At 38.3% G+C, this 19,082-nt stretch carries 17 protein-coding genes, 4 tRNA genes and 2 pseudogenes; 17 read left to right on the plus strand and 6 right to left on the minus strand.

Annotation, left to right across the window (positions count from 1 at the left end):
* Positions 1 to 322: 322 nt before the first annotated feature.
* From ACLKL2_RS18310 to ACLKL2_RS18340, 7 genes are all read left to right on the plus strand, one after another.
* Positions 323 to 814, plus strand: a complete 492-nt coding sequence (locus ACLKL2_RS18310) for a hypothetical protein (protein ID WP_413692722.1) — start codon at positions 323 to 325, stop codon at positions 812 to 814.
* A gap of 268 nt (positions 815 to 1,082) precedes the next feature.
* Complete coding sequence (locus tag ACLKL2_RS18315) at positions 1,083 to 1,646, plus strand: sigma-70 family RNA polymerase sigma factor (RefSeq protein WP_413692723.1); 564 nt, start codon at positions 1,083 to 1,085, stop codon at positions 1,644 to 1,646.
* Complete coding sequence (locus ACLKL2_RS18320; protein WP_413692724.1) at positions 1,639 to 2,382, plus strand: DUF3379 family protein; 744 nt, start codon at positions 1,639 to 1,641, stop codon at positions 2,380 to 2,382. Before ACLKL2_RS18315 ends, ACLKL2_RS18320 begins: the two co-directional genes overlap by 8 nt.
* Before the next feature lie 428 nt (positions 2,383 to 2,810).
* Positions 2,811 to 2,886, plus strand: a tRNA-Asn gene (locus ACLKL2_RS18325).
* Positions 2,887 to 3,022: 136 nt separating this feature from the next.
* Positions 3,023 to 3,098: transfer RNA gene (locus ACLKL2_RS18330), tRNA-Asn, on the plus strand.
* A 60-nt stretch (positions 3,099 to 3,158) separates the two neighbouring features.
* Positions 3,159 to 3,234: transfer RNA gene (locus tag ACLKL2_RS18335), tRNA-Asn, on the plus strand.
* Positions 3,235 to 3,294: 60 nt separating this feature from the next.
* A tRNA-Asn gene (locus tag ACLKL2_RS18340) sits at positions 3,295 to 3,370 on the plus strand.
* Between the two features lie 150 nt (positions 3,371 to 3,520).
* Here ACLKL2_RS18340 and ACLKL2_RS18345 read toward each other — a convergent pair.
* The 4 genes from ACLKL2_RS18345 to ACLKL2_RS18360 form a co-directional block, all read right to left on the minus strand.
* The gene (locus ACLKL2_RS18345; protein WP_413692725.1) at positions 3,521 to 4,570 is read right to left on the minus strand and encodes a FecCD family ABC transporter permease; all 1,050 of its coding nucleotides are present in this window, start codon (positions 4,568 to 4,570) and stop codon (positions 3,521 to 3,523) included.
* A 1-nt stretch (position 4,571) separates the two neighbouring features.
* Positions 4,572 to 4,757, minus strand: a complete 186-nt coding sequence (locus ACLKL2_RS18350) for a hypothetical protein (protein WP_413692726.1) — start codon at positions 4,755 to 4,757, stop codon at positions 4,572 to 4,574.
* A gap of 2 nt (positions 4,758 to 4,759) precedes the next feature.
* Positions 4,760 to 5,542, minus strand: coding sequence for an ABC transporter substrate-binding protein (locus tag ACLKL2_RS18355; protein WP_413692727.1), 783 nt, complete (start codon positions 5,540 to 5,542; stop codon positions 4,760 to 4,762).
* Positions 5,543 to 5,663: 121 nt separating this feature from the next.
* The gene (locus tag ACLKL2_RS18360; RefSeq protein ID WP_413692728.1) at positions 5,664 to 6,395 is read right to left on the minus strand and encodes an ABC transporter ATP-binding protein; all 732 of its coding nucleotides are present in this window, start codon (positions 6,393 to 6,395) and stop codon (positions 5,664 to 5,666) included.
* Between the two features lie 346 nt (positions 6,396 to 6,741).
* On the opposite strand from ACLKL2_RS18360, the gene ACLKL2_RS18365 reads away from it, so the two are divergent.
* The 5 genes and pseudogenes from ACLKL2_RS18365 to ACLKL2_RS18385 all read left to right on the plus strand — a co-directional run bounded on the left by ACLKL2_RS18365 (position 6,742) and on the right by ACLKL2_RS18385 (position 12,707).
* Positions 6,742 to 7,959: an ammonium transporter gene (locus ACLKL2_RS18365; protein WP_413692729.1), complete on the plus strand. Its 1,218-nt coding sequence runs from the start codon at positions 6,742 to 6,744 to the stop codon at positions 7,957 to 7,959.
* A gap of 192 nt (positions 7,960 to 8,151) precedes the next feature.
* Positions 8,152 to 8,778: a uracil phosphoribosyltransferase gene (upp, locus tag ACLKL2_RS18370; RefSeq protein WP_113817869.1), complete on the plus strand. Its 627-nt coding sequence runs from the start codon at positions 8,152 to 8,154 to the stop codon at positions 8,776 to 8,778.
* A 171-nt stretch (positions 8,779 to 8,949) separates the two neighbouring features.
* A pseudogene (locus tag ACLKL2_RS18375) lies at positions 8,950 to 10,127 on the plus strand (uracil-xanthine permease family protein).
* Positions 10,128 to 10,294: 167 nt separating this feature from the next.
* The gene (locus ACLKL2_RS18380) at positions 10,295 to 11,593 is read left to right on the plus strand and encodes a 3'-5' exonuclease (protein WP_413692730.1); all 1,299 of its coding nucleotides are present in this window, start codon (positions 10,295 to 10,297) and stop codon (positions 11,591 to 11,593) included.
* On the plus strand, positions 11,568 to 12,707 hold the full coding sequence (locus tag ACLKL2_RS18385) for a DNA polymerase II (RefSeq protein WP_413692731.1): 1,140 nt from the start codon (positions 11,568 to 11,570) through the stop codon (positions 12,705 to 12,707). Before ACLKL2_RS18380 ends, ACLKL2_RS18385 begins: the two co-directional genes overlap by 26 nt.
* Positions 12,708 to 12,779: 72 nt before the next feature.
* Here the strand turns inward: ACLKL2_RS18385 and ACLKL2_RS18390 are convergent, their stop codons facing one another.
* Positions 12,780 to 13,832 (minus strand): aldo/keto reductase, encoded by a 1,053-nt coding sequence (locus ACLKL2_RS18390; RefSeq protein WP_413692732.1) that lies wholly within the window; start codon positions 13,830 to 13,832, stop codon positions 12,780 to 12,782.
* Positions 13,833 to 14,263: 431 nt separating this feature from the next.
* On the opposite strand from ACLKL2_RS18390, the pseudogene ACLKL2_RS18395 reads away from it, so the two are divergent.
* The 3 genes and pseudogenes from ACLKL2_RS18395 to ACLKL2_RS18405 all read left to right on the plus strand — a co-directional run.
* A pseudogene (locus tag ACLKL2_RS18395) lies at positions 14,264 to 14,422 on the plus strand (PA3496 family putative envelope integrity protein); the annotation flags it as partial.
* Positions 14,423 to 14,835: 413 nt separating this feature from the next.
* A complete protein-coding gene (locus ACLKL2_RS18400; protein ID WP_413692733.1) occupies positions 14,836 to 15,363 on the plus strand; it encodes an NADPH-dependent FMN reductase in 528 nt (175 codons plus the stop codon).
* A gap of 121 nt (positions 15,364 to 15,484) precedes the next feature.
* The gene (locus tag ACLKL2_RS18405) at positions 15,485 to 15,706 is read left to right on the plus strand and encodes a DUF1294 domain-containing protein (RefSeq protein WP_413692734.1); all 222 of its coding nucleotides are present in this window, start codon (positions 15,485 to 15,487) and stop codon (positions 15,704 to 15,706) included.
* 20 nt (positions 15,707 to 15,726) lie between these two features.
* Here the strand turns inward: ACLKL2_RS18405 and ACLKL2_RS18410 are convergent, their stop codons facing one another.
* Positions 15,727 to 16,305: a hypothetical protein gene (locus tag ACLKL2_RS18410; RefSeq protein WP_413692735.1), complete on the minus strand. Its 579-nt coding sequence runs from the start codon at positions 16,303 to 16,305 to the stop codon at positions 15,727 to 15,729.
* Positions 16,306 to 16,595: 290 nt separating this feature from the next.
* On the opposite strand from ACLKL2_RS18410, the gene ACLKL2_RS18415 reads away from it, so the two are divergent.
* Together ACLKL2_RS18415 and ACLKL2_RS18420 are read left to right on the plus strand one after the other, a co-directional pair.
* Positions 16,596 to 18,539 (plus strand): DNA topoisomerase III, encoded by a 1,944-nt coding sequence (locus ACLKL2_RS18415; RefSeq protein WP_413692736.1) that lies wholly within the window; start codon positions 16,596 to 16,598, stop codon positions 18,537 to 18,539.
* A gap of 243 nt (positions 18,540 to 18,782) precedes the next feature.
* Positions 18,783 to 19,082, plus strand: a complete 300-nt coding sequence (locus ACLKL2_RS18420) for a hypothetical protein (RefSeq protein WP_113817860.1) — start codon at positions 18,783 to 18,785, stop codon at positions 19,080 to 19,082.

Below are 19,082 nucleotides of genomic sequence, written 5' to 3' on the forward strand. Positions count from 1 at the left end.
TGCGCTAGCGCAAAGAAATTTGATTAATAAAGGAGTAGTGCCAGTCACAAGAAGTTAAGCGTGTTAATACTTTTCATCATTAATAATTAAAACTGTATATAGGAACTGCTGTAATTTGATCGTGTAAACTAAAAGGTTTTAACCATTAACTGAAAACATTTATAATAAGCGAATACTAATCACAATCATTAACCGGTCTATTTTTCCAACGCTAAATTTAGATCCAATATCAAATACCATCGGTATAACTTATCTGATGTAACTTTATGTAAAGCCATTAGGTTTATATAAAAGTGGTTTTTGCCACTAACAAGGAAAAATAATGCTCACACCTACTCGATTAATCCAACTACTGATCATGCTCTCGTTATTAATTGGGTTATTTGTATGGAGAACACTGAGCTTTGAGAGTAGTGAACAATCATCTTCGGAGCAATCAAATCAAGTTTCAAAAACAGATCAGCTACTGTGTCAGTTATCTATGCCTTGTGTCCTAGAGTCAGCGTCTGGACGTTTTATATTAACGGTGGAGGAAGGGGAAGTTGTTCCTGATCAGCCGTTTAATATCAGTTTAACCAGTGAATTAAAAAACTGGACAGTAAGTGATGCAAAAATGGTCAGTGAAAAAGGCTTTGAAGGTAAAATATCTGTCACCTTAGTGCCCGTTGAGAGTATAAACCACAGTATTACTTACCAAGCACAAACTATGGTGGGAGCCTGCTCTGAAAAAAATGCATCAATCACACTACAAATCACTTTATTAATTGATGATAAGACAGTACCTATCGAATACACGTTTTTGGTAGCAAATTAAAGGTTAGCCTAAGTATCAACACTCAATACGTATTATCTACTGTTTATTTACCTATTTATTTAAATGTTCAATAACTTTGCATAACCTAACCTTGTTTTAATACTGTTGTATTTGCGAACTTGCTAGAACTATTCAATAATAGAGGTTATTAATTTACTGGTACTATTAATAGTATTTAAAGAAAGCCCTTCGCATTTATATAGCAGGACGCTAAATATCAGACATTCATAAGCGAAATTAGGCGAAAAGTTTGCATTAAAGGAAAATAATGAATTTTTTTAAATCGAAACGAAATAAAAGTTCATCATCCTCGGTCATTAAGGATATGAATAGAAAACAGAAACGATATGAATCATTAGTGAATGTCTATAGCGCTGATCTTTACCGCTACGCATTGTGGGTTTGCCGTGATCCTGAGGTTGCTCAAGATCTAGTGCAAGAAACTTGTTTACGTGCATGGAAAAGCATTGACAGTTTACTTGATGATAAATCAGCCAAAGCTTGGTTGTTTACAATCTTGCGCCGCGAGAATGCTAGGCGCTTTGAACGTAAGCAATTATCGTTAGTTGATATTGATGATTACGAAGTAGCAGCGGAAGAAGAGTCTAGCCCATATGATAAAGAGCTCATTCAGCAAAAAATAGCAGCGTTACCTGCTGACTATAAAGAACCTCTGTTGTTACAACTCATTGCAGGCTTTACTGCAGAAGAGATAGCGGCCCAATTAGATTTAAATAAAAATACCGTGTTAACACGGTTATTTAGAGCCAAAAATCTACTTAAAACTAATTTAAAAGTAGAAATTAATAATACCGGAGAAGCGCATGGATGATATTTTATTTCGTCATACAGCGATTGCAACACCCAATGATAAGTCCGAAGAGTTCTTAGAGAGAGCAATGTCTTCTGATTCATCAAAAAAACTAGTCGATGACAGCAAAGCATTCGATAAATTATTAAAAGATAGTTTAAAAGTGGATGTGCCTGATGATTTAGCCGACAAAATAATGTTAGAGCAAAGCTTTGCGTTAGAGCGTGACAAAAATATCAGTGCTCGATGGCATCTGGCTATTGCTGCTTCTGTCGCTTTTGTTATTGGTTTAAGTATACCGCTTATACAGAAAACAGTTACCCCACCTGTGGAAGTCGCAGCCGTTGAGCAAGCGCCTGAAGATATAGGTAATGTTGCGTTAGAGATGGTTAAAAACGAGTATTTCTTAACAGCTAAGGCTAATGAGAATGCAAGCTTACAGGCGGTAAATGCTAAACTCGCAGTATATGGCGGACAAGCTAAAGAAGGCTTAGGCGAAGTGATGTTTGTAAACTACTGTAGTTTCAAAGGTACTTCAGCTTTACATATGATACTAAAAGGTGAGAAAGGGCGTGTGACTGTGTTTGTCGTGCCAGAACATGGAAAATTCACACCTGCTGCGAAATTTAGTAATGAGCATTTAAAAGGTATGTCTGAAAAAATGGGCAAAACTAACATAGTGATTGTTGGTGAGCCTGATGAACCACTTGAAATGACGCAAGAAAAATTACACGACAGTATTAAGTGGGATATTTAATCTGATTGATATTGCACAATAAAAAAGCAGGTTAGCGAATATTTGTGATTGGTTGTTTGATTTATCAGCAACCAATTTTTTTATCCTCCTTTTTTGTTGACATGATTCACCGCAAAAAATATACTGCGCCCGTCTTTAAGATGACTCGAACAAAATATTGTTTAGTTATCCTTTCATTTATAAAATGAATTGATATGATGAAGGGCTAGATAATACCTTTTAGATATAAAGACACGGTTGATCAGTTATTAGATTAATCAGTGATAAGATACAATTCCTCTTTAGGTTAGTTGGTAGAGCCATAGAGATACTGTTAATCCGTGTTGAGATTAATAAGTAAGAAAAATACAATTCCTCTTTAGCTCAGTTGATAGAGCTATAGAGACACTGTTAATCCTTGTTAGATTAATCAGTGAGAAAGTTACAATTCCTCTTTAGCTCAGTTGGTAGAGCAACGGACTGTTAATCCGTGTGTCGCTGGTTCAAGCCCAGCAAGAGGAGCCACATTCTTTAACTTTGATAAGTCGAAGTTAAACGTAAGAAATTACGATAAACATTTACAATTCCTCTTTAGGTTAGTTGGTAGAGCCATAGAGATACTGTTAATCCCTATTAAGATTAATAAGTAAGAAAATACAATTCCTCTTTAGCTCAGTTGGTAGAGCAACGGACTGTTAATCCGTGTGTCGCTGGTTCAAGCCCAGCAAGAGGAGCCACATTCTTTAACTTTGATAAGTCGAAGTTAAACGTAAGAAATTACGATAAATATTTACAATTCCTCTTTAGCTCAGTTGGTAGAGCAACGGACTGTTAATCCGTGTGTCGCTGGTTCAAGCCCAGCAAGAGGAGCCACATTCTTTAACTTTGATAAGTCGAAGTTAAACGTAAGAAATTACGATAAATATTTACAATTCCTCTTTAGCTCAGTTGGTAGAGCAACGGACTGTTAATCCGTGTGTCGCTGGTTCAAGCCCAGCAAGAGGAGCCACATTACAAAAGCCTGAACATATGTTCAGGCTTTTTTTTGGAAAATTTCGAGTGGTTAAGATTCTTAATAAAAACTGAAAATAGTGCAGTAGACTTTATTATTATAGATTAGCAGCCAATACAATTTGTATGTATTGGCTTAGTGATATTTCTAAAAAACAACATTACGGCGTTGGCGCATTAAAAATATAAACGCGATGCCGCCAGCTAGGCCGGTTAAAATACCAATGGGCATATCTTCAGGTGGAATAATCACTCTCGCCACAATATCGGCTAATACAAGCAACAGTGCACCTAATAATGCAGATAACGGTAATATCTTCCGGTAATCTCCACCAATCAATAAGCGCACAATATGCGGAACCATTAAACCGACAAAGCCTATGACACCAGAAAAAGCAACGGCAGCACCCGTTAATAAAGCACAGACTACGATCACCGTTAAGCGAAATCTTTGTACAGGTACACCTAAGGTATTGGCAGTCTCATCCCCTAGAATCATGGCATTTAAAAACTTAGCTTTATACAATAAGTAACTGCACCCAAAGAACAGGGTTAAAAATGGAAACAATAATTGATTCCATTGTGCTAATCCTAAACCGCCTAACATCCAAAATATCACCGTATGTGATGCTCTATGGTCACCTAGAAAGATAAATAGGTTGCCTAGTGCCGTTAAAATGAATGCTACAGCGACACCTGCAAGCACTAATCTACCTGCACTATTTGCTAGAGAAAAATTAGCGACTCCTAACACTAATAACATGGCTAAAAGTGCACCTAAAAAAGCGAAGATAGGAACAGTTAGTAAGCCTAAAATCATCCCCGTATGTAATAGGGCGATAATTGCGCCTAATGCTGCCCCGGAAGAGACACCTAACAAATGTGGATCTGCTAAGGGGTTACGTGTAACAGATTGTAAAGCTGCTCCAACAATGGCTAAAATAGCCCCCACCAATGCCGCTAAAATAGCGCGAGGTAACCTGACCTCCCAAACAATATTTTCACGTCCAATAGACCAAGCAGGCGGGCTGGTGGTTAATCCCATTTTGTGGCTGATAATAGACCAGACTGTGGACGTGGAAATAGACACCGAGCCAACCCCTATAGCAACAATGATCAGTACGATCAATAATAACCCTAAGCTCACTAGCAGGGTTGGCGTCGATAAATTAGTTTTACTTTTTAAAACTGCTTTCATGCTAGCTTCTGAAAGCGTTTGCTAAGCGTTGAATGGCTTCAATATTACGAGGGCCTGGTGTTGCTTCAACATATTCTAAGACTACAAATCGTTTATTCTTGATTGCAGGGATATCTTGGAGTGCCTGATGCTGAGTTAAAAATTCGATTTTTTGCTGTGCAGTGACATCGCCATAGTTAACAATCACTATTACCTCTGGTGCTCGGTCGATAATTGACTCCCAGTTAACTTGTGTCCAACTTTTTGTACATCATCAATGATATTTGTACCACCAGCGGCTTCTATTAATGCGGTAGGCATTCCTTTTGCGCCGGAAGTAAAAGGCTGTTCTTGTCCTGAATCATAAACGAATACTTTAATAGGTTTGGCTAAAGGCGTTAAATCGTTAGTAAAGGCTTGCAGCTGTTCCTTATAATTTTCAACGAGTTGGTTTGCGCGATCTTCAACATTAAAAATTCGCCCTAAATTAAGTAAATCAACATATAAGTCATCCATGGAAGCTTTAGTCTTTTGCATAATATGCGTGCAGCTTTCTGTTAGCTCATAGGTCTTAATACCTAGTGGTGCTAAGGTGTCAGGTGTTACTCCTCCGCCGACCTTCATACCATAGTTCCAACCTGCGAAATAAAAGTCGGTATCAGCACCAAGTAACACTTCCTTACTTGGATATTTAGGTGATAACTCAGGTAATTCACCTATGCCTTCCCGTAAGATAGGGTCTAAGGTTTTCCAACCTGAGATGCCGGTTACTCCTACCATCTTATCCTGCAGTCCCAATACCAGCATCATTTCTGTTAAGTTCACGTCATTAGATACAGCTGCCTTAGGTTGCTGGTTGAAGGTAACTGTGCGGTTACAACTTTGCACATCAATAGGGTAATGCTGTGCATCTGTTTCTGCAAAAGCGGGTAGGGTGACAGTACTGGTAAGAAGCAGTAATGAACTGCCCAGTATCGAGTGAACTTTGGTCATAGTAGGTTAATCCTGTGCCTGGTTAAGATAGAATGAGAATCGAGGGCGATCGGTTATAGGGTGTTGATCAATAATCGTTTTTACATCGAACACTTGCTCAATATTAGCTTTAGTAAATACATCACTTGGGGGAGTAATGTTGCATCTCTCCCTTTTTTAAGACTAATACTCGGTCTGCGTAGGCGGCTGCTAATGATAAATCATGTAAAGAGACAATTACGGTGCAAGGTAACGAAGATAATAAAGCTAATACTTCAAGTTGATGGCGTATATCCAGGTGATTGGTCGGCTCATCTAAAATAAGGATGTCAGGCTCTTGCACTAAAGCCCGAGCAATCATCACACGTTGCCGTTCTCCACCGGATAAGGAATTGAAGTTACGATGAGTAAGGTGAGTGACATCCAATAGCGTTAATACACTGTTGATGGCCTGTGTATCCGGTATTGTGCGTTTCCAGCCGGTAGAGCGTGGTATTAAACCAATTTCAACCATTTCAAATACGGTCAATGCAAACTCTGCGCTGGAATCTTGTAATACTGTGGCAATGCGTTGCGCACAGTGACGAGCAGTTAAAGACCAAATGTTTTCGCCATCGATTAGCACTTCACCACTAGAAGGTTTATTTACGCGATAAAGGCAGCGCAATAAGCTGGTTTTTCCTGCACCATTAGGGCCGACTACAGCGACAAAGTCACCTGATTGCACGGTCAACGAGATAGGTTTTAATAAAGTTTTGTGGCGGCTAGGAGACCAAGTTAAGGCTTTTAATTGTAAACAGGCTGCTTGGCAATGTGTAAAGCAGGGAAGTGAGTGTATATCTATTTGTACACTCTTATCTTTATCAAGATTCAATGTAAGCCAACCTATGTTCATCCATTAATTTAAAAATGTTATAGTGTAACATTTTGTCGAGGAGTTCAATCTATTTCAGTGGGCGATGTAAATAAATACCTGATACTGATTGACGGTTGGTTTGTTATAGAAAAAAGTAAATTCATCTCTATTTATTCTGATTTAAATTAAGTAAACATCTTGTTTTTATAAAGGTTGTTTTTTATTAAATGCACGACCTTTCATCTTTTTGCCTAATCTTGATTTGATATCAAAAAAAGCGAAAAATAGGATAAAGCTATGTTAACTAACTTATTGATCGGGTAAGGTTCGCCTCAATTTTTTAAGGATGTAAAAAGAGGGAAAGATGGACTTAGTACAAAATCATGTCACCGCGTTAATCAGTAGTGCGGATACGTTATTCATTTTATTAGGCGCAATCATGGTGTTTGCCATGCATGCAGGTTTTGCTTTTTTAGAGGTTGGGACGGTTCGTCATAAAAACCAAGTGAATGCTTTGGTTAAAATTATGTCTGACTTTGGTGTTTCTGCATTGGTTTATTTCTTCTTCGGTTATTGGTTAGCTTACGGTGTTACTTTTTTCGATAGCGCCGCCGTTTTAGCCGAAAATAATGGCTATCAATTAGTTAAATTCTTTTTCCTAATGACTTTCGCTGCTGCAATTCCTGCGATTATTTCAGGTGGTGTTGCCGAACGAGCTAAATTTAATCCCATGTTAATTGCTGCCGCTTTATGTGTTGGTATTGTTTATCCGTTTTTTGAAGGGATGATTTGGAATGGTAATTATGGATTCCAAGATTGGTTAACGGTTAATTTCGGGGCTGCTTTCCATGATTTTGCCGGTTCGATTGTAGTACACGCAGTGGGGGGCTGGATTGCTTTTGCTGCCATTGTTGTTTTAGGCAGTCGTCATGGGCGTTTTCGTCAAGGCAAAGTGATTGCCTTTGCACCGTCTAATATCCCTTTATTAGCGTTAGGTGCTTGGATCTTATCTATTGGTTGGTTTGGTTTTAACGTGATGTCTGCACAGGCGATTGAGGGCATTAGTGGATTAGTAGCCATTAACTCTTTAATGGCGATGGTCGGCGGCATTATCAGTTCTTTAGTGATTGGTAAAAAAGACCCTGGTTTTATTCATAACGGCCCACTAGCGGGTTTAGTAGCGGTTTGTGCTGGCTCCGATTTGATGCATCCCATTGGCGCGTTAATGACAGGTTTAGTTGCGGGTGGTTTATTTGTTTGGATATTCACTTATGTACAGAATAAGTTCTCTAATTTTGATGATGTATTAGGGGTTTGGCCTTTACACGGAATATGTGGACTATGGGGCGGTATTGCCGCTGGGATCTTTGGATTAGAAAGTTTTGGTGGTTTAGGTGGCGTAACCTTTATGAGTCAATTAATCGGTTCATTAGCGGGCATTGTGTTTGCTGTAGTGGGTGGTTTTATTGTTTATAAGTTAGTGAATGCGATTACACCGATTCGTTTAGATGAAGAGGACGAGTTCAAAGGTGCAGATGTGGCGATTCATAAAATCGGCGCTACTAATTTAAATAATAACTAGGGCTCTCTTGTTATTAATATACATTTAAATCAATAGGCTAAAGGGAAACCATTAGCCTTTTTTGTTTAAAAAATTGACTAATTTTAACAAAAACAACTGATTTCAATTTATAATGATACAGCACATAAATTGATTCATTTTATCTTGCTAACATCGGTCGATTTTAACATTTTATTCATTTGGAGACACAGCATGAAAGTCATTGAAGTAAAACATCCGCTTATCCAGCATAAATTAGGTTTATTACGTGAAGCGGGTATTAGTACCAAACGTTTTCGTGAATTAGCACGTGAAGTGTCAAGCTTATTAACTTATGAAGCAACTAATGACTTGTCATTAGAAACAGTGAAAATCGAAGGCTGGGAAGGGGAGATTGAAGTACAGCAAATCGAAGGTAAAAAAGTAACGGTTGTGCCTATCTTACGTGCAGGTTTAGGCATGATGGACGGTGTTTTAGACTATATCCCAAGTGCTAAAGTCAGTGTAGTTGGTATTTACCGCGATGAAGAAACGCTAGAACCCGTGCCATATTTCCAAAAGCTAGTTAGTCAAATTGATCAACGTATGGCATTAGTGGTTGACCCGATGTTAGCAACTGGTGGTTCGATGATCTCAACATTAGATTTGATCAAAGAAAGTGGCTGTACAAATATTAAAGTACTTATTTTAGTGGCTGCTCCAGAAGGTCTAAAAGCTTTGGAAGAGACTCACCCAGATGTTGAAGTTTATACGGCTTCTATCGATTCTCACTTAAATGAGCATGGTTATATCGTACCTGGTTTAGGTGATGCGGGTGATAAAATCTTCGGTACTAAATAATTTTATGCTAATAAATCAACCTATTTTACTTAAATAAAATAGGTTGATTTACCTACTCTATTGTTTTTATAAAGGGAATTTAATATGTCAGACAGTGTCTCCTCTGACTCAGCTGAGCTAGATAGTACAGCTAATCTATCATTATTCCAGCAAGCGCTTGCTGGTTCACAAATGTTATTTGTGGCCTTTGGTGCATTGGTATTAATGCCTTTGATCACCGGTTTAGATCCTAATGTGGCGTTATTCACCGCTGGTATTGGTACATTATTGTTCCATTTAGTCACCAAAGGTCAGGTGCCAATCTTCCTTGCTTCTAGTTTTGCCTTTATTGCACCTATTGCCTATGGCGTGCAAACCTGGGGCATTGCATCAACGATGTCCGGTTTATTTGCAGCCGGTGTGGTGTATATGTTGATGTCTTATGCAGTGAAATTAAAAGGTGTTGGTTTTATCCATCGTTTATTACCACCAGTGGTGGTTGGCCCTGTGATCATGGTAATCGGTTTAGGTTTAGCACCTGTTGCAGTGAATATGGCGTTAGGTAAAACCGGTGATGCAAGTGCGGTATTGATGGAGCAGAATACGGCTATGATCATCTCTTTTTCTGCATTGATCACCACCTTGTTAGTCTCAACATTAGCGAAAGGTATATTTAAGTTAGTGCCGATATTTTGTGGTGTATTGGTCGGTTATATTCTAGCTTTCTTTTTTGGCGTGTTAGATTTTAGTGCAATTAGTAACGCTGCTTGGTTAAGTGTGCCTAAATTTGTGGCTCCTGAGTGGAATTGGCAGGCGGTATTATTTATGATTCCGGTTGCTATTGCACCTGCCGTTGAGCATGTTGGTGACATTCTAGCGATCAGTAATGTGACAGGTAAAGACTATCTGAAAAAGCCAGGGTTACACCGCACTTTACTGGGTGATGGTATTGCTACAAGCGCCGCATCATTATTTGGTGGCCCGCCTAATACAACTTATTCAGAGGTAACGGGTGCAGTCATGCTAACGCGTAACTTCAATCCTAAAATCATGTGGTGGGCAGCTATTATTGCTATCTTGCTGGCATTTGTAGGTAAGTTTGGTGCTGTATTACAAACTATTCCGGGTGCAGTCATGGGCGGTATTATGATGCTGTTGTTTGGTACGATTGCATCTGTAGGCTTGAATACCATGATTCGCCATCGTGTAGACTTATCTCAACCACGGAATATGTGTATTGTTTCTGTTACCTTAGTATTTGGTATTGGCGGTATGGCATTAGGCATTGGTTCATTCAGTTTACAGGGGTTAGCCTGTGTGGCATCGTGGCTATCTTATTGAATCTACTCCTACCTCGTCATCGCGGTTAATATAAAGGGAGTGAATGGCAATTATCTTGAATAAGAGATTGCTATTCACTCTCAGCTTTATAACACATTCCAATCCTGTCAATTAACAGCTTAAACTAAGTCATTTTTTCTATTTATAATACACAACACTTATTTAATATAATTGATATTAGTATAAGATGCAGTTTATGAGCGAAACTTCTATTACTTCCCTATCAGGCCTGATTTTATCTCGCCAACAAGTCGAAACAGCACAGGGTGTTGATTTGATTTTCTGGTTAACCACCGAGCGTGGACCATGCCGAATTGTTATCCCCCAACAACGTTATGTTTTTCTTATTGAGCAAGCACAATTGGAGCAGGCTGAATCTATTTGGAAACAAGAAAACTGCTTTCCAGATTTTATTAGGCCTATTGACCTTAAAACCTTTAATGGACAGAAAGTCTGTGCCATTTACACGTTTAAACAACAACTTCATAAGTGGTGCCAATTGGTCTTAATGCAGCAAGGTATTGCTACCTATGAAGGAGATATTAAATTAAGCGACCGTTTTTTGATGGAGCGTTTTATTTATGGTGTGGTCAAGGTGTCAGGGCAAATTGATTGGCTTGGATCGTACTGGTCCTGTCAACATGCGACAGTATCTAGTGAGACAGATGCTGAGGTGATTGAAGCCAATGGGCATGTAACTATGGTGTCATTGGATGTCGAATGCAGCCCACAGAGTGAGTTGTATAGTATTGCGTTAAGTATGGGCAATGTTGGTGACGCTGAAAATGCTCATCATACAGTATTGATGATAGGCCACCCTCAAGCCGCCGATGATATTAATGTGCAATGGGTTAAAGATGAACGGGCATTGTTATTAGCGCTTATCCATTGGTTTGAACAATACGACCCCGATGCAATTATTGGGTGGGCGGTAGCAAATTTCGATATGCGTTTATTAGCTAAAAGAGCCCAGATATTAAGTGTGCCTTTGACTATAGGCCGAGATGGGAGTGCCTTAAAGTGGTTAACACATAGAGACGATCCTGACTCTGGCTCTGTGATATTAAATGGAAGAGTTGTCCTGGACGGCATAGATGCCTTAAAGAATGCCAGTCTGCACTTTGAAAGTTATAGTTTAGAGTTTGTTAGCCAAAGCTTATTTGGTGAAGGTAAGTTAATCGCTAACAACAGCGATAAAGGCCTTGAAATTAAACGCCAATTTGAGCAAGAGCCGTTAACCTTAGCACGTTACAATTTACAAGATTGCTTACTCGTCGAGCGTATTTTTGAGGATAAACAACTTGCTGAATATACTATTCAACGAGCACGTTTGACTGGACTTGCTTTGGAAAGGCGCGGCGCATCGGTGGCGGCCTTTATTAATCTGTATCTACCGTTATTACACCGTAGTGGTTATATTGCACCGAATTTAGGGGATGTACAGGCACAGCACTCCTGGTGGTTTTGTGATGGACTCACGACCAGGATTATATGAGTGGGTATTAGTATTAGATTTTAAGTCTTTGTACCCTAATATCATGCGTAGTTTTAAGATTGACCCATTGGGTATGGTAGAAGGGTTATTAGCACCTGAAGATGAAACCATACCTGGCTTTAGAGGAGCAAGGTTTAGCCGTACTGCGCATCACTTACCTAAGATTATTAATACCTTAACTGCTGCTCGTGAACAGGCTAAAAAAGATAAAAATCATGCCTTCCAACATGCTATTAAGATCATTATGAATAGTATGTATGGTGTCTTGGGTTCTGCGGGTTGTCGTTTTCATGATACCCGCTTAGCAAGCTCGATCACGTTACGTGGTCACCAAATAATGCAAGATACGGCACAGTTTATTGAAGCGCAGGGACAGCAGGTTATTTATGGTGATACGGACTCTACTTTTGTGTACTTGAAAAGTTGCCAAGATCAACAACAAGCAATGCAAGCAGGCAAGCTGTTAGCTAAGGATATTAATCATTATTGGGAAACTAGGTTACGTGAAGAGTTTGATTTAGATTGTTTCTTAGAGATTGAATTTGAAACGGCTTTTTCGAAATTTTTTATGCCAACCCTACGCGGCCAAGATACTGGGTCTAAAAAGCGTTATGCAGGTTTAACCATGACCGATAAAGGCGAGGAAATTGTCTTCAAAGGGTTGGAGACGGTTCGGTCGGATTGGACTGAGTTAGCACAAAATTTTCAGAAGGCACTTTATCAAAAGATATTCGCAGGGTTGCCCGTAGAAACCTATATCATGGATACTATTGAGCAACTCAAACAAGGGCAATTAGATGATAAGTTGGTTTATCATAAACGCTTACGTCGCCCTTTAGCAGATTATGTTAAGAATGTACCTCCACAAGTAAAAGCAGCACGTTTAGCGGATCAACAAAATGCGGCATTAGGTTTACCATTACGTTATCAACAACGTGGAAGAATAGGGTATTTGTTGACTGTTAATGGCCCAGAGCCACAGGAATATCTTCATTCTGATATTGATTACCAGCAATACATTGATAAGCAATTAAAACCTATCGCAGAAGCTATTTTACCTGTGTTAAGCAAAGATTTTAACTTAATAACGTCAGATCAAATGTCGCTATTTTAAAGATATAAAAAAGCCGGACTGCGAGCAGTTCGGCGATTACATTGTGCTTAAATTGCGTTGTTATTAAATAGATTAATAAGGCGCAGGGTATTGTTTGATCACGGCACTAATATCTGACAATGCTTGCTCAGAAAGTGAATCTTTAAAGGCATCAATGTTCTCTTTTAATTGTGCCATTGTTGTTGCCCCAATAATAGTTGACGTTACTCCATCAACTTGATCGCACCATTTTAATGCTAACTGTGCAGCAGTGATCCCGTTCGCTGTGGCAATCTCTTGATAAGCTTTAATGGCTTGTTTACTGGTTTCAGTATCGCGGTATAAACCGTTACGTTGTTGTAATGTCCAACGGCTTCCTTCAGGGCGTTCACCATTCAAGTACTTGCCACTTAACATACCGGTTGCTAAGGGTGACCAAGGTAAATAAGCAATATCTTCATGCACACAATTTTCAATCAAGTAAGGCCAATCTTTGGCATGCAATAAGTTAAATTCATTTTGAATCGAGACCATGCGCGGTAAATTATGTTGCTCACTTAATTTTAAGAAAGTATTAATGCCCCAAGGGGTATCATCGGATAAACCACAATGACGAATTTTGCCCGCTTTAACACACTTTTCTAAACCTTGTAATACGTCAAGCATAGACTCAGTCTGCTCGTTTGCATCACTGTCAGAGAATTTAAAGTGGTTTGGTTGATGACGACCAAAGTGCGGCGATTGACGATTTGGCCAGTGTAGTTGATAAAGATCTATATAATCGGTCTGTAAGCGCTTTAAAGAAGCCTCTACAGAGCTAATTACAGCTTCTCCTGTGATAAGACCACCATCTCTTACCCAGGGTAAGCCTGGGCCTGCAATTTTAGAGGCGAGGATAATATCTTGGCGTTGATTTGGGTTATTTTTTAAATAATGACCGATGATGGATTCAGTTTTACCATAAGTATCTGCTGAAGGTGGGACCGCGTACATCTCTGCCGTATCAATAAAGTTGATGTTTTGTGCTAAAGCATAGGCAATTTGTTGGTCTGCATCCTGCTGATTATTTTGTAACCCCCACGTCATACTGCCTAAACAAACACGCGAAACTGATTCACCACTGCTACCTAACGTTGAAAATTGCATATTCACCCTTTTTCTCGTCTTAAAAATAAGTGGTTAATGTAACCGCTTATTGGGTAATTGTATATTCTCTGTTATGAATCAATGTGTTTAATATGTCCGACCACTTAGCTGGGTATAATTTAAATCTGTATTAAAATAATGCACTAATCGCATATTTTTTAATAAAAAATATTTTAGTTAATTTATTTTGAATATTTATATTGAATTTTTCGAATAATGAGTTAAAAAGAGAGTGTATGGTTATTTATTTAAATCCGAATAAAGTCACCCATACCACACAATTTAAATATTAATTTTTGTAGTTATATAAGCCGATAATCGGCTCAGCAATACTGTCATGATTGGAGAACTAAAATGGCAAATAGTAATAGAAACTCTCTACAAACTGAAGACGACACACAAGATATGGTTGACTTTTTTCTGAAGATGACTGGAATGAGGACAACTCATCAGTGAAAAAGAAACAAGCATTAATGAACGACAGAAAGCGAGGCAAAGTACGCCGTAGTATTGAAGAAATTAAAGAAAGAAAACGTTTAAAAGAGCTATTAGGTGATGATTACGACGATTTGGATTACCTAGATAGCTAAAGATATTTTATCTTTGCAGAGAAGTGATTCTCTATGTTTTTTAAAGTAGTACAGAACTAATCTGGGCATCTTTCGCTTATATTTTCTGTCATAAAAAGGTTGATGATTACATCAACCTTTTTTTCACCTATTTTTAGTAAAACTTCATATAAGTGACGTGGATTGAAAAGTTTACATGCTGTGGAAATGATATCAATTATCGTCATTGAATGATCTGGAATGAAGGTGCTAAAATGCTTTCAAAGGTTAACGTTTAAGAATCATTAACATAACGTGAATATTAACTATAAATATGCACTGAGACACAAAGGTAAATTCTGTGACTCTTTTAGTGATTTTACCCATTATGTCGTAATAACTAAAAGAACGATTAAACCAGAATTTATTGTCATTCAAGTAACAAGGGAATCAATATGAAAGTATTAGCATTTGCCGCCAGTAATTCTGAAAATTCAATTAATCAAAAGTTAGCTGCATACACTGCCAGTCTAATTACAGACGCTGAAGTAGAGTTACTGGATATCAATGATTATGAGATGCCAATCTACAGTATTCAACGTGAAGTTAAATTAGGTAAACCACAACAAGCACTGGATTTTTACGATAAGATCACAGAAGCTGACGCAATTATCATCTCATTTGCAGAGCATAATGGGTCTTACACTGCTGCTTATAAAAACCTCTTTGATTGGACTTCACGTATTGATATGAAGGTGTATCAAGATACTCCTATGTTGATGTTAGCTACGTCGCCAGGTCCTAGTGGTGCAGCGTCGGTTCTGACTTCTGCCTCAGGGTCTGCGACTTATTTTGCCGCCGATGTAAAAGGAGAGCTATCAGTACCTAACTTTTTTGATGTTTTTGATATTGTGACGAATAAAGTCGTTAACAAACAACTTCAAGCATCGCTGATTGCATTGGTGGGTAAGTTAGGTAAGTAATTGTAGGTAATGCTCGCCATTTTATATGGGCTGGGTGTTTTTTATGCTCAGTCTATGCAATGACTGCCTAGTTGGTTGCTGGCTTATTTAGTGGTTATTAATTTACTTCGTTTTATTTTTTATGGAATGGGTAAGTTGGCTGCGATTAAACATTGCCAAAGAACCCCAGAAACATTTTTATGGTTTAGCACTTTGCTGTAGTTGGCCCAGTAGTGTGCTTGGGCAAATGCTGTTTAACCATAAAACCACTAAAAAGCCCTTTCGGCGTTATTTTTATATAATGACCTTTTTAAACATAATAGGCGTAAGCGTTTATTTATATCCAGTTATTCAATTATACTAATCAGTAATAAGCAGAGAAGATTAAATTTCATCTGCTTCAAAAGCCTTATTGGCATTTTCAAATGCATCTGGTTGGTCTGACTCTTCAAATAAACCATTCAGCTTTTGGCTATTTTCATCCCACAGGTCTTTGCTTTTTTGTTTGCTATCTTGCCAGAGAGATTCACTAGTGCTTTTACCGTTCTCCCATAAATCTTGACTGGTTTCTTTACCATCTTCCCAGAGTGCTTGTGTTTTTTCTTTACCACCTTCCCAAGCTTCTAAACTAGTTTCTTTGCTTTTTTGCCATGCATCTTTACCTGATTCAATACTTAAACTAAGTGCCTCTTGGCTAGTTTTTTTGCTTTTATCCCAAATTTCTTCACTGGATTTTTTCACATTATCCCAAGAGGAATCTTTATTTGTTTCTCTTTCTTTAGCGGCATCTGCAGTGGCTCTTTCTAATAAGGTTGGTTTTTCTATATTATTTTGGGCTGCACTTTCTTGCTCAGTTTCTACCACAGTTGGTTCGCTGGTGGTTTGCTGTTGATCATTACACGCGCTAAGGAGTAAAAGGGCTGCTGCAGATAGAGCTGCATTTTTGATCGTAGAATGGGTCATAAATATTTCCTGTACACTGTCATGAGTAATTTTATTGAGCATCAGTATTATAAAAGGCAGGTTAATTAGTCAAACATTGAGCTATGAATTTTTTACTTCAGACGATTCAACCTACACTTTGTTTAATAACTTCATTAACAATCGAAGCGCTATTGTTAACTAACAGACTTAGATGCGATCTATACTGAAAAATAGACCACTATTGGTTAATTTAGTTGCAAATAAAGCGCGATGGACTTGAATTATTGCAGCATATAAAATACTGTCTATAAAAACAGTTGGAGTCCACGTTGAAGTTATATATTGCCGAAAAACCAAGCTTAGGGCGAGCCGTTGCCGATGCATTGCCTAAACCACATCGTAAAGCAGACGGTTGTATTTATACGGGCAATGGAGATGTTGTTAGTTGGTGTATCGGACACCTTTTAACACAAGTGGATCCCGAAGCTTATGACCCTAGTTTTAAGCAGTGGAAGTTCGAACACCTCCCTATTATACCTGAACAGTGGAAATTAAAATCAGTCCCTAAAACCAGTAAACAGCTGAGCATATTAAAAAAACTGATTAAACAAGCAGATCAATTAGTGCATGTGGGTGATCCCGATAGGGAAGGGCAGTTACTCGTTGATGAAGTTATCCATTTTAGTGGTGTAAAAGGCGCTAAATTGCAGCAAGTTGAACGTTGTTTGATCAGTGATTTAACCGTCAATGCCGTGAAGCGGTCATTACAGTCATTACGCTCTAATCAAGAATTTATTCCGCTCTCAACATCCGCATTAGCACGTACTCGTGCAGATTGGCTATACGGATTAAATCTAACACGTGCTTATACCTTGTTGGCACAAAAATCTGGTTATAAAGGGGTTATCTCAGTGGGGCGTGTTCAAACACCACTGTTAGGTTTGGTCGCTAAACGTGACCAAGAGATACAGCAATTTATAAGTAAACCTTTTTATGAAGTGTTAGCTCATTGTAATACAGAGGCTGGAGAAAACTTTACCGCTAAGTGGAAGCCTAGTGATGCCTGTGCGCCATATCAAGATAGTGAAGGTCGAGTACTAGTTAAAGGCTTAGCCGAAAATGTGGCAGCACGTATTACTAACCAACCATCAAAGGTGTTGAGTTTTGTTAATAAACAGAAAAAACAGATAGCACCATTACCTTATAACTTATCAAGCTTACAAATTGATGCAGCCAAACGATTTGGTTATAGTGCACAACAGGTTTTAGATGCAGCACAGGCATTATATGAACGACATAAACTGATCACTTATCCGCGTTCTGATTCACGTTATTTACCGCGTAATCATCATCACCAAGCTAAAGCAATTAGCCTGGCTATTAAGCATAATGATACAGAGATGAAGCAGGCCGTTGAAGGCGCTAATTTATCAATTAAAGGCAGAGCATGGAATGACAGTAAAGTAGATGCCCATCATGCGATTATTCCAACAGATAGTAAAAAACTGAGCAGCTCATTAGATAATATAAGCAAAAATATTTATCAGTTAGTGGCTCGTCAATATTTATGTCAGTTTTATGATGATTATTGTTATGCAGAGTGTATTGCTGAAATCGAGATTAATCAGGGCTTATTTGTCAGTAAAGCGAAGTCTAAAATAAGTGACGGCTGGAAAATTCTGTTTCTACAAAAAGAATCGGAAAGCTTTTTACCGCAGTTAACAAAAGGGCAGATTTTACACTGTGAGCGAGGGGAAGTTATTGATAAAAATACTCAGCCTCCAGCGTATTTTACCGATGCGACTTTACTTGCAGCAATGAGTAATATTGCCCGTTTTGTACAAGATCCAGAGCTTAAAAAAGTGTTAAAAGATACAGATGGTTTAGGCACGGAAGCAACAAGGGCTGGGATCATTGAGCTTTTATTTAAAAGGCAGTTTTTACAACGCGTTGGTAAAACTATTCAAGCGACAGAAGTAGGGCGTAAGCTCATTGAAAGCTTACCGGATAGTTTAACGTTACCTGATATGACCGCGTTATGGGAAATGCAATTAAATGCGATAAGTCTCAAGCAGCAAAATTATCAAGGCTTTGTATCACCTTTGTTAGCTAAACTTGATGCGATTATTGTTAAGGCGATCGCTGATGGACCACAAGCATTGGTTAATTTGCCAAGCAGCCCTGCAAGTGCGGCAAAAAGATTTAAAAAGCGTACAACAAGTAAGTCCACTACTAGCAGTTATAAAAAAAGAGCAAGGCCAGCTAAAAAATAAGCGATATTAAGTACTTAGCAGTGTGTGTTTTTAATATATTCATCTAGTTATTTATCACAAATTAAGGTTCAAGTATTAATCCTCGCTTAAATAATGAAATTAACTACCCTTTGGTGTAATATCTTTTTGTTGTTAAATGTTATATGTAAAATAATAATAAACTTTATATGACTTTAATGTTCAGATGTTTGATCTTTTTATAAAAAGATTGAAAACCTTAATTATTATAAAGTAGTAGAATTTATGAGTAGATGGTATGACAAACGTCCTCAATTGGGCAAAGGACTGGATCGATTTAAAGAGATGGAGCCTGAAGTTAGGGAGCCCATTTTAAAAGAAATTATTGATTTAGTAGAGCAACAGGATCCGAGTTTATTAAGCGATGAAAAAGCGAACGAATTTAGACTCGATTCGGCTGGATTAAGATGGTACGAACATGATCCTTATTGTTGGTTAGTGTTTAGTATTTTAGAGTTTGCTAGTGTCTCTGTTTGGGAGTCGGTGGAAATATTTTTTGCCAATAGGCTGTCCTTTGCGGCATAA

Origin of the sequence: Psychromonas sp. KJ10-2, from assembly GCF_047323255.1 — a bacterium.
Classification (GTDB): domain Bacteria; phylum Pseudomonadota; class Gammaproteobacteria; order Enterobacterales; family Psychromonadaceae; genus Psychromonas.

Bases quoted from the DNA above. Each gene is read 5' to 3' on its own strand.
- ACLKL2_RS18310 (WP_413692722.1), top strand. From the start codon at position 323: ATGCTCACACCTACTCGATTAATCCAACTACTGATCATGCTCTCGTTA.
- ACLKL2_RS18315 (WP_413692723.1), top strand. From the start codon at position 1,083: ATGAATTTTTTTAAATCGAAACGAAATAAAAGTTCATCATCCTCGGTC.
- ACLKL2_RS18320 (WP_413692724.1), top strand. From the start codon at position 1,639: ATGGATGATATTTTATTTCGTCATACAGCGATTGCAACACCCAATGAT.
- ACLKL2_RS18345 (WP_413692725.1), bottom strand. From the start codon at position 4,570: ATGAAAGCAGTTTTAAAAAGTAAAACTAATTTATCGACGCCAACCCTG.
- ACLKL2_RS18355 (WP_413692727.1), bottom strand. From the start codon at position 5,542: ATGACCAAAGTTCACTCGATACTGGGCAGTTCATTACTGCTTCTTACC.
- ACLKL2_RS18365 (WP_413692729.1), top strand. From the start codon at position 6,742: ATGGACTTAGTACAAAATCATGTCACCGCGTTAATCAGTAGTGCGGAT.
- upp (WP_113817869.1), top strand. From the start codon at position 8,152: ATGAAAGTCATTGAAGTAAAACATCCGCTTATCCAGCATAAATTAGGT.
- ACLKL2_RS18380 (WP_413692730.1), top strand. From the start codon at position 10,295: ATGAGCGAAACTTCTATTACTTCCCTATCAGGCCTGATTTTATCTCGC.
- ACLKL2_RS18385 (WP_413692731.1), top strand. From the start codon at position 11,568: ATGGACTCACGACCAGGATTATATGAGTGGGTATTAGTATTAGATTTT.
- ACLKL2_RS18390 (WP_413692732.1), bottom strand. From the start codon at position 13,832: ATGCAATTTTCAACGTTAGGTAGCAGTGGTGAATCAGTTTCGCGTGTT.
- ACLKL2_RS18400 (WP_413692733.1), top strand. From the start codon at position 14,836: ATGAAAGTATTAGCATTTGCCGCCAGTAATTCTGAAAATTCAATTAAT.
- ACLKL2_RS18405 (WP_413692734.1), top strand. From the start codon at position 15,485: ATGGAATGGGTAAGTTGGCTGCGATTAAACATTGCCAAAGAACCCCAG.
- ACLKL2_RS18410 (WP_413692735.1), bottom strand. From the start codon at position 16,305: ATGACCCATTCTACGATCAAAAATGCAGCTCTATCTGCAGCAGCCCTT.
- ACLKL2_RS18420 (WP_113817860.1), top strand. From the start codon at position 18,783: ATGAGTAGATGGTATGACAAACGTCCTCAATTGGGCAAAGGACTGGAT.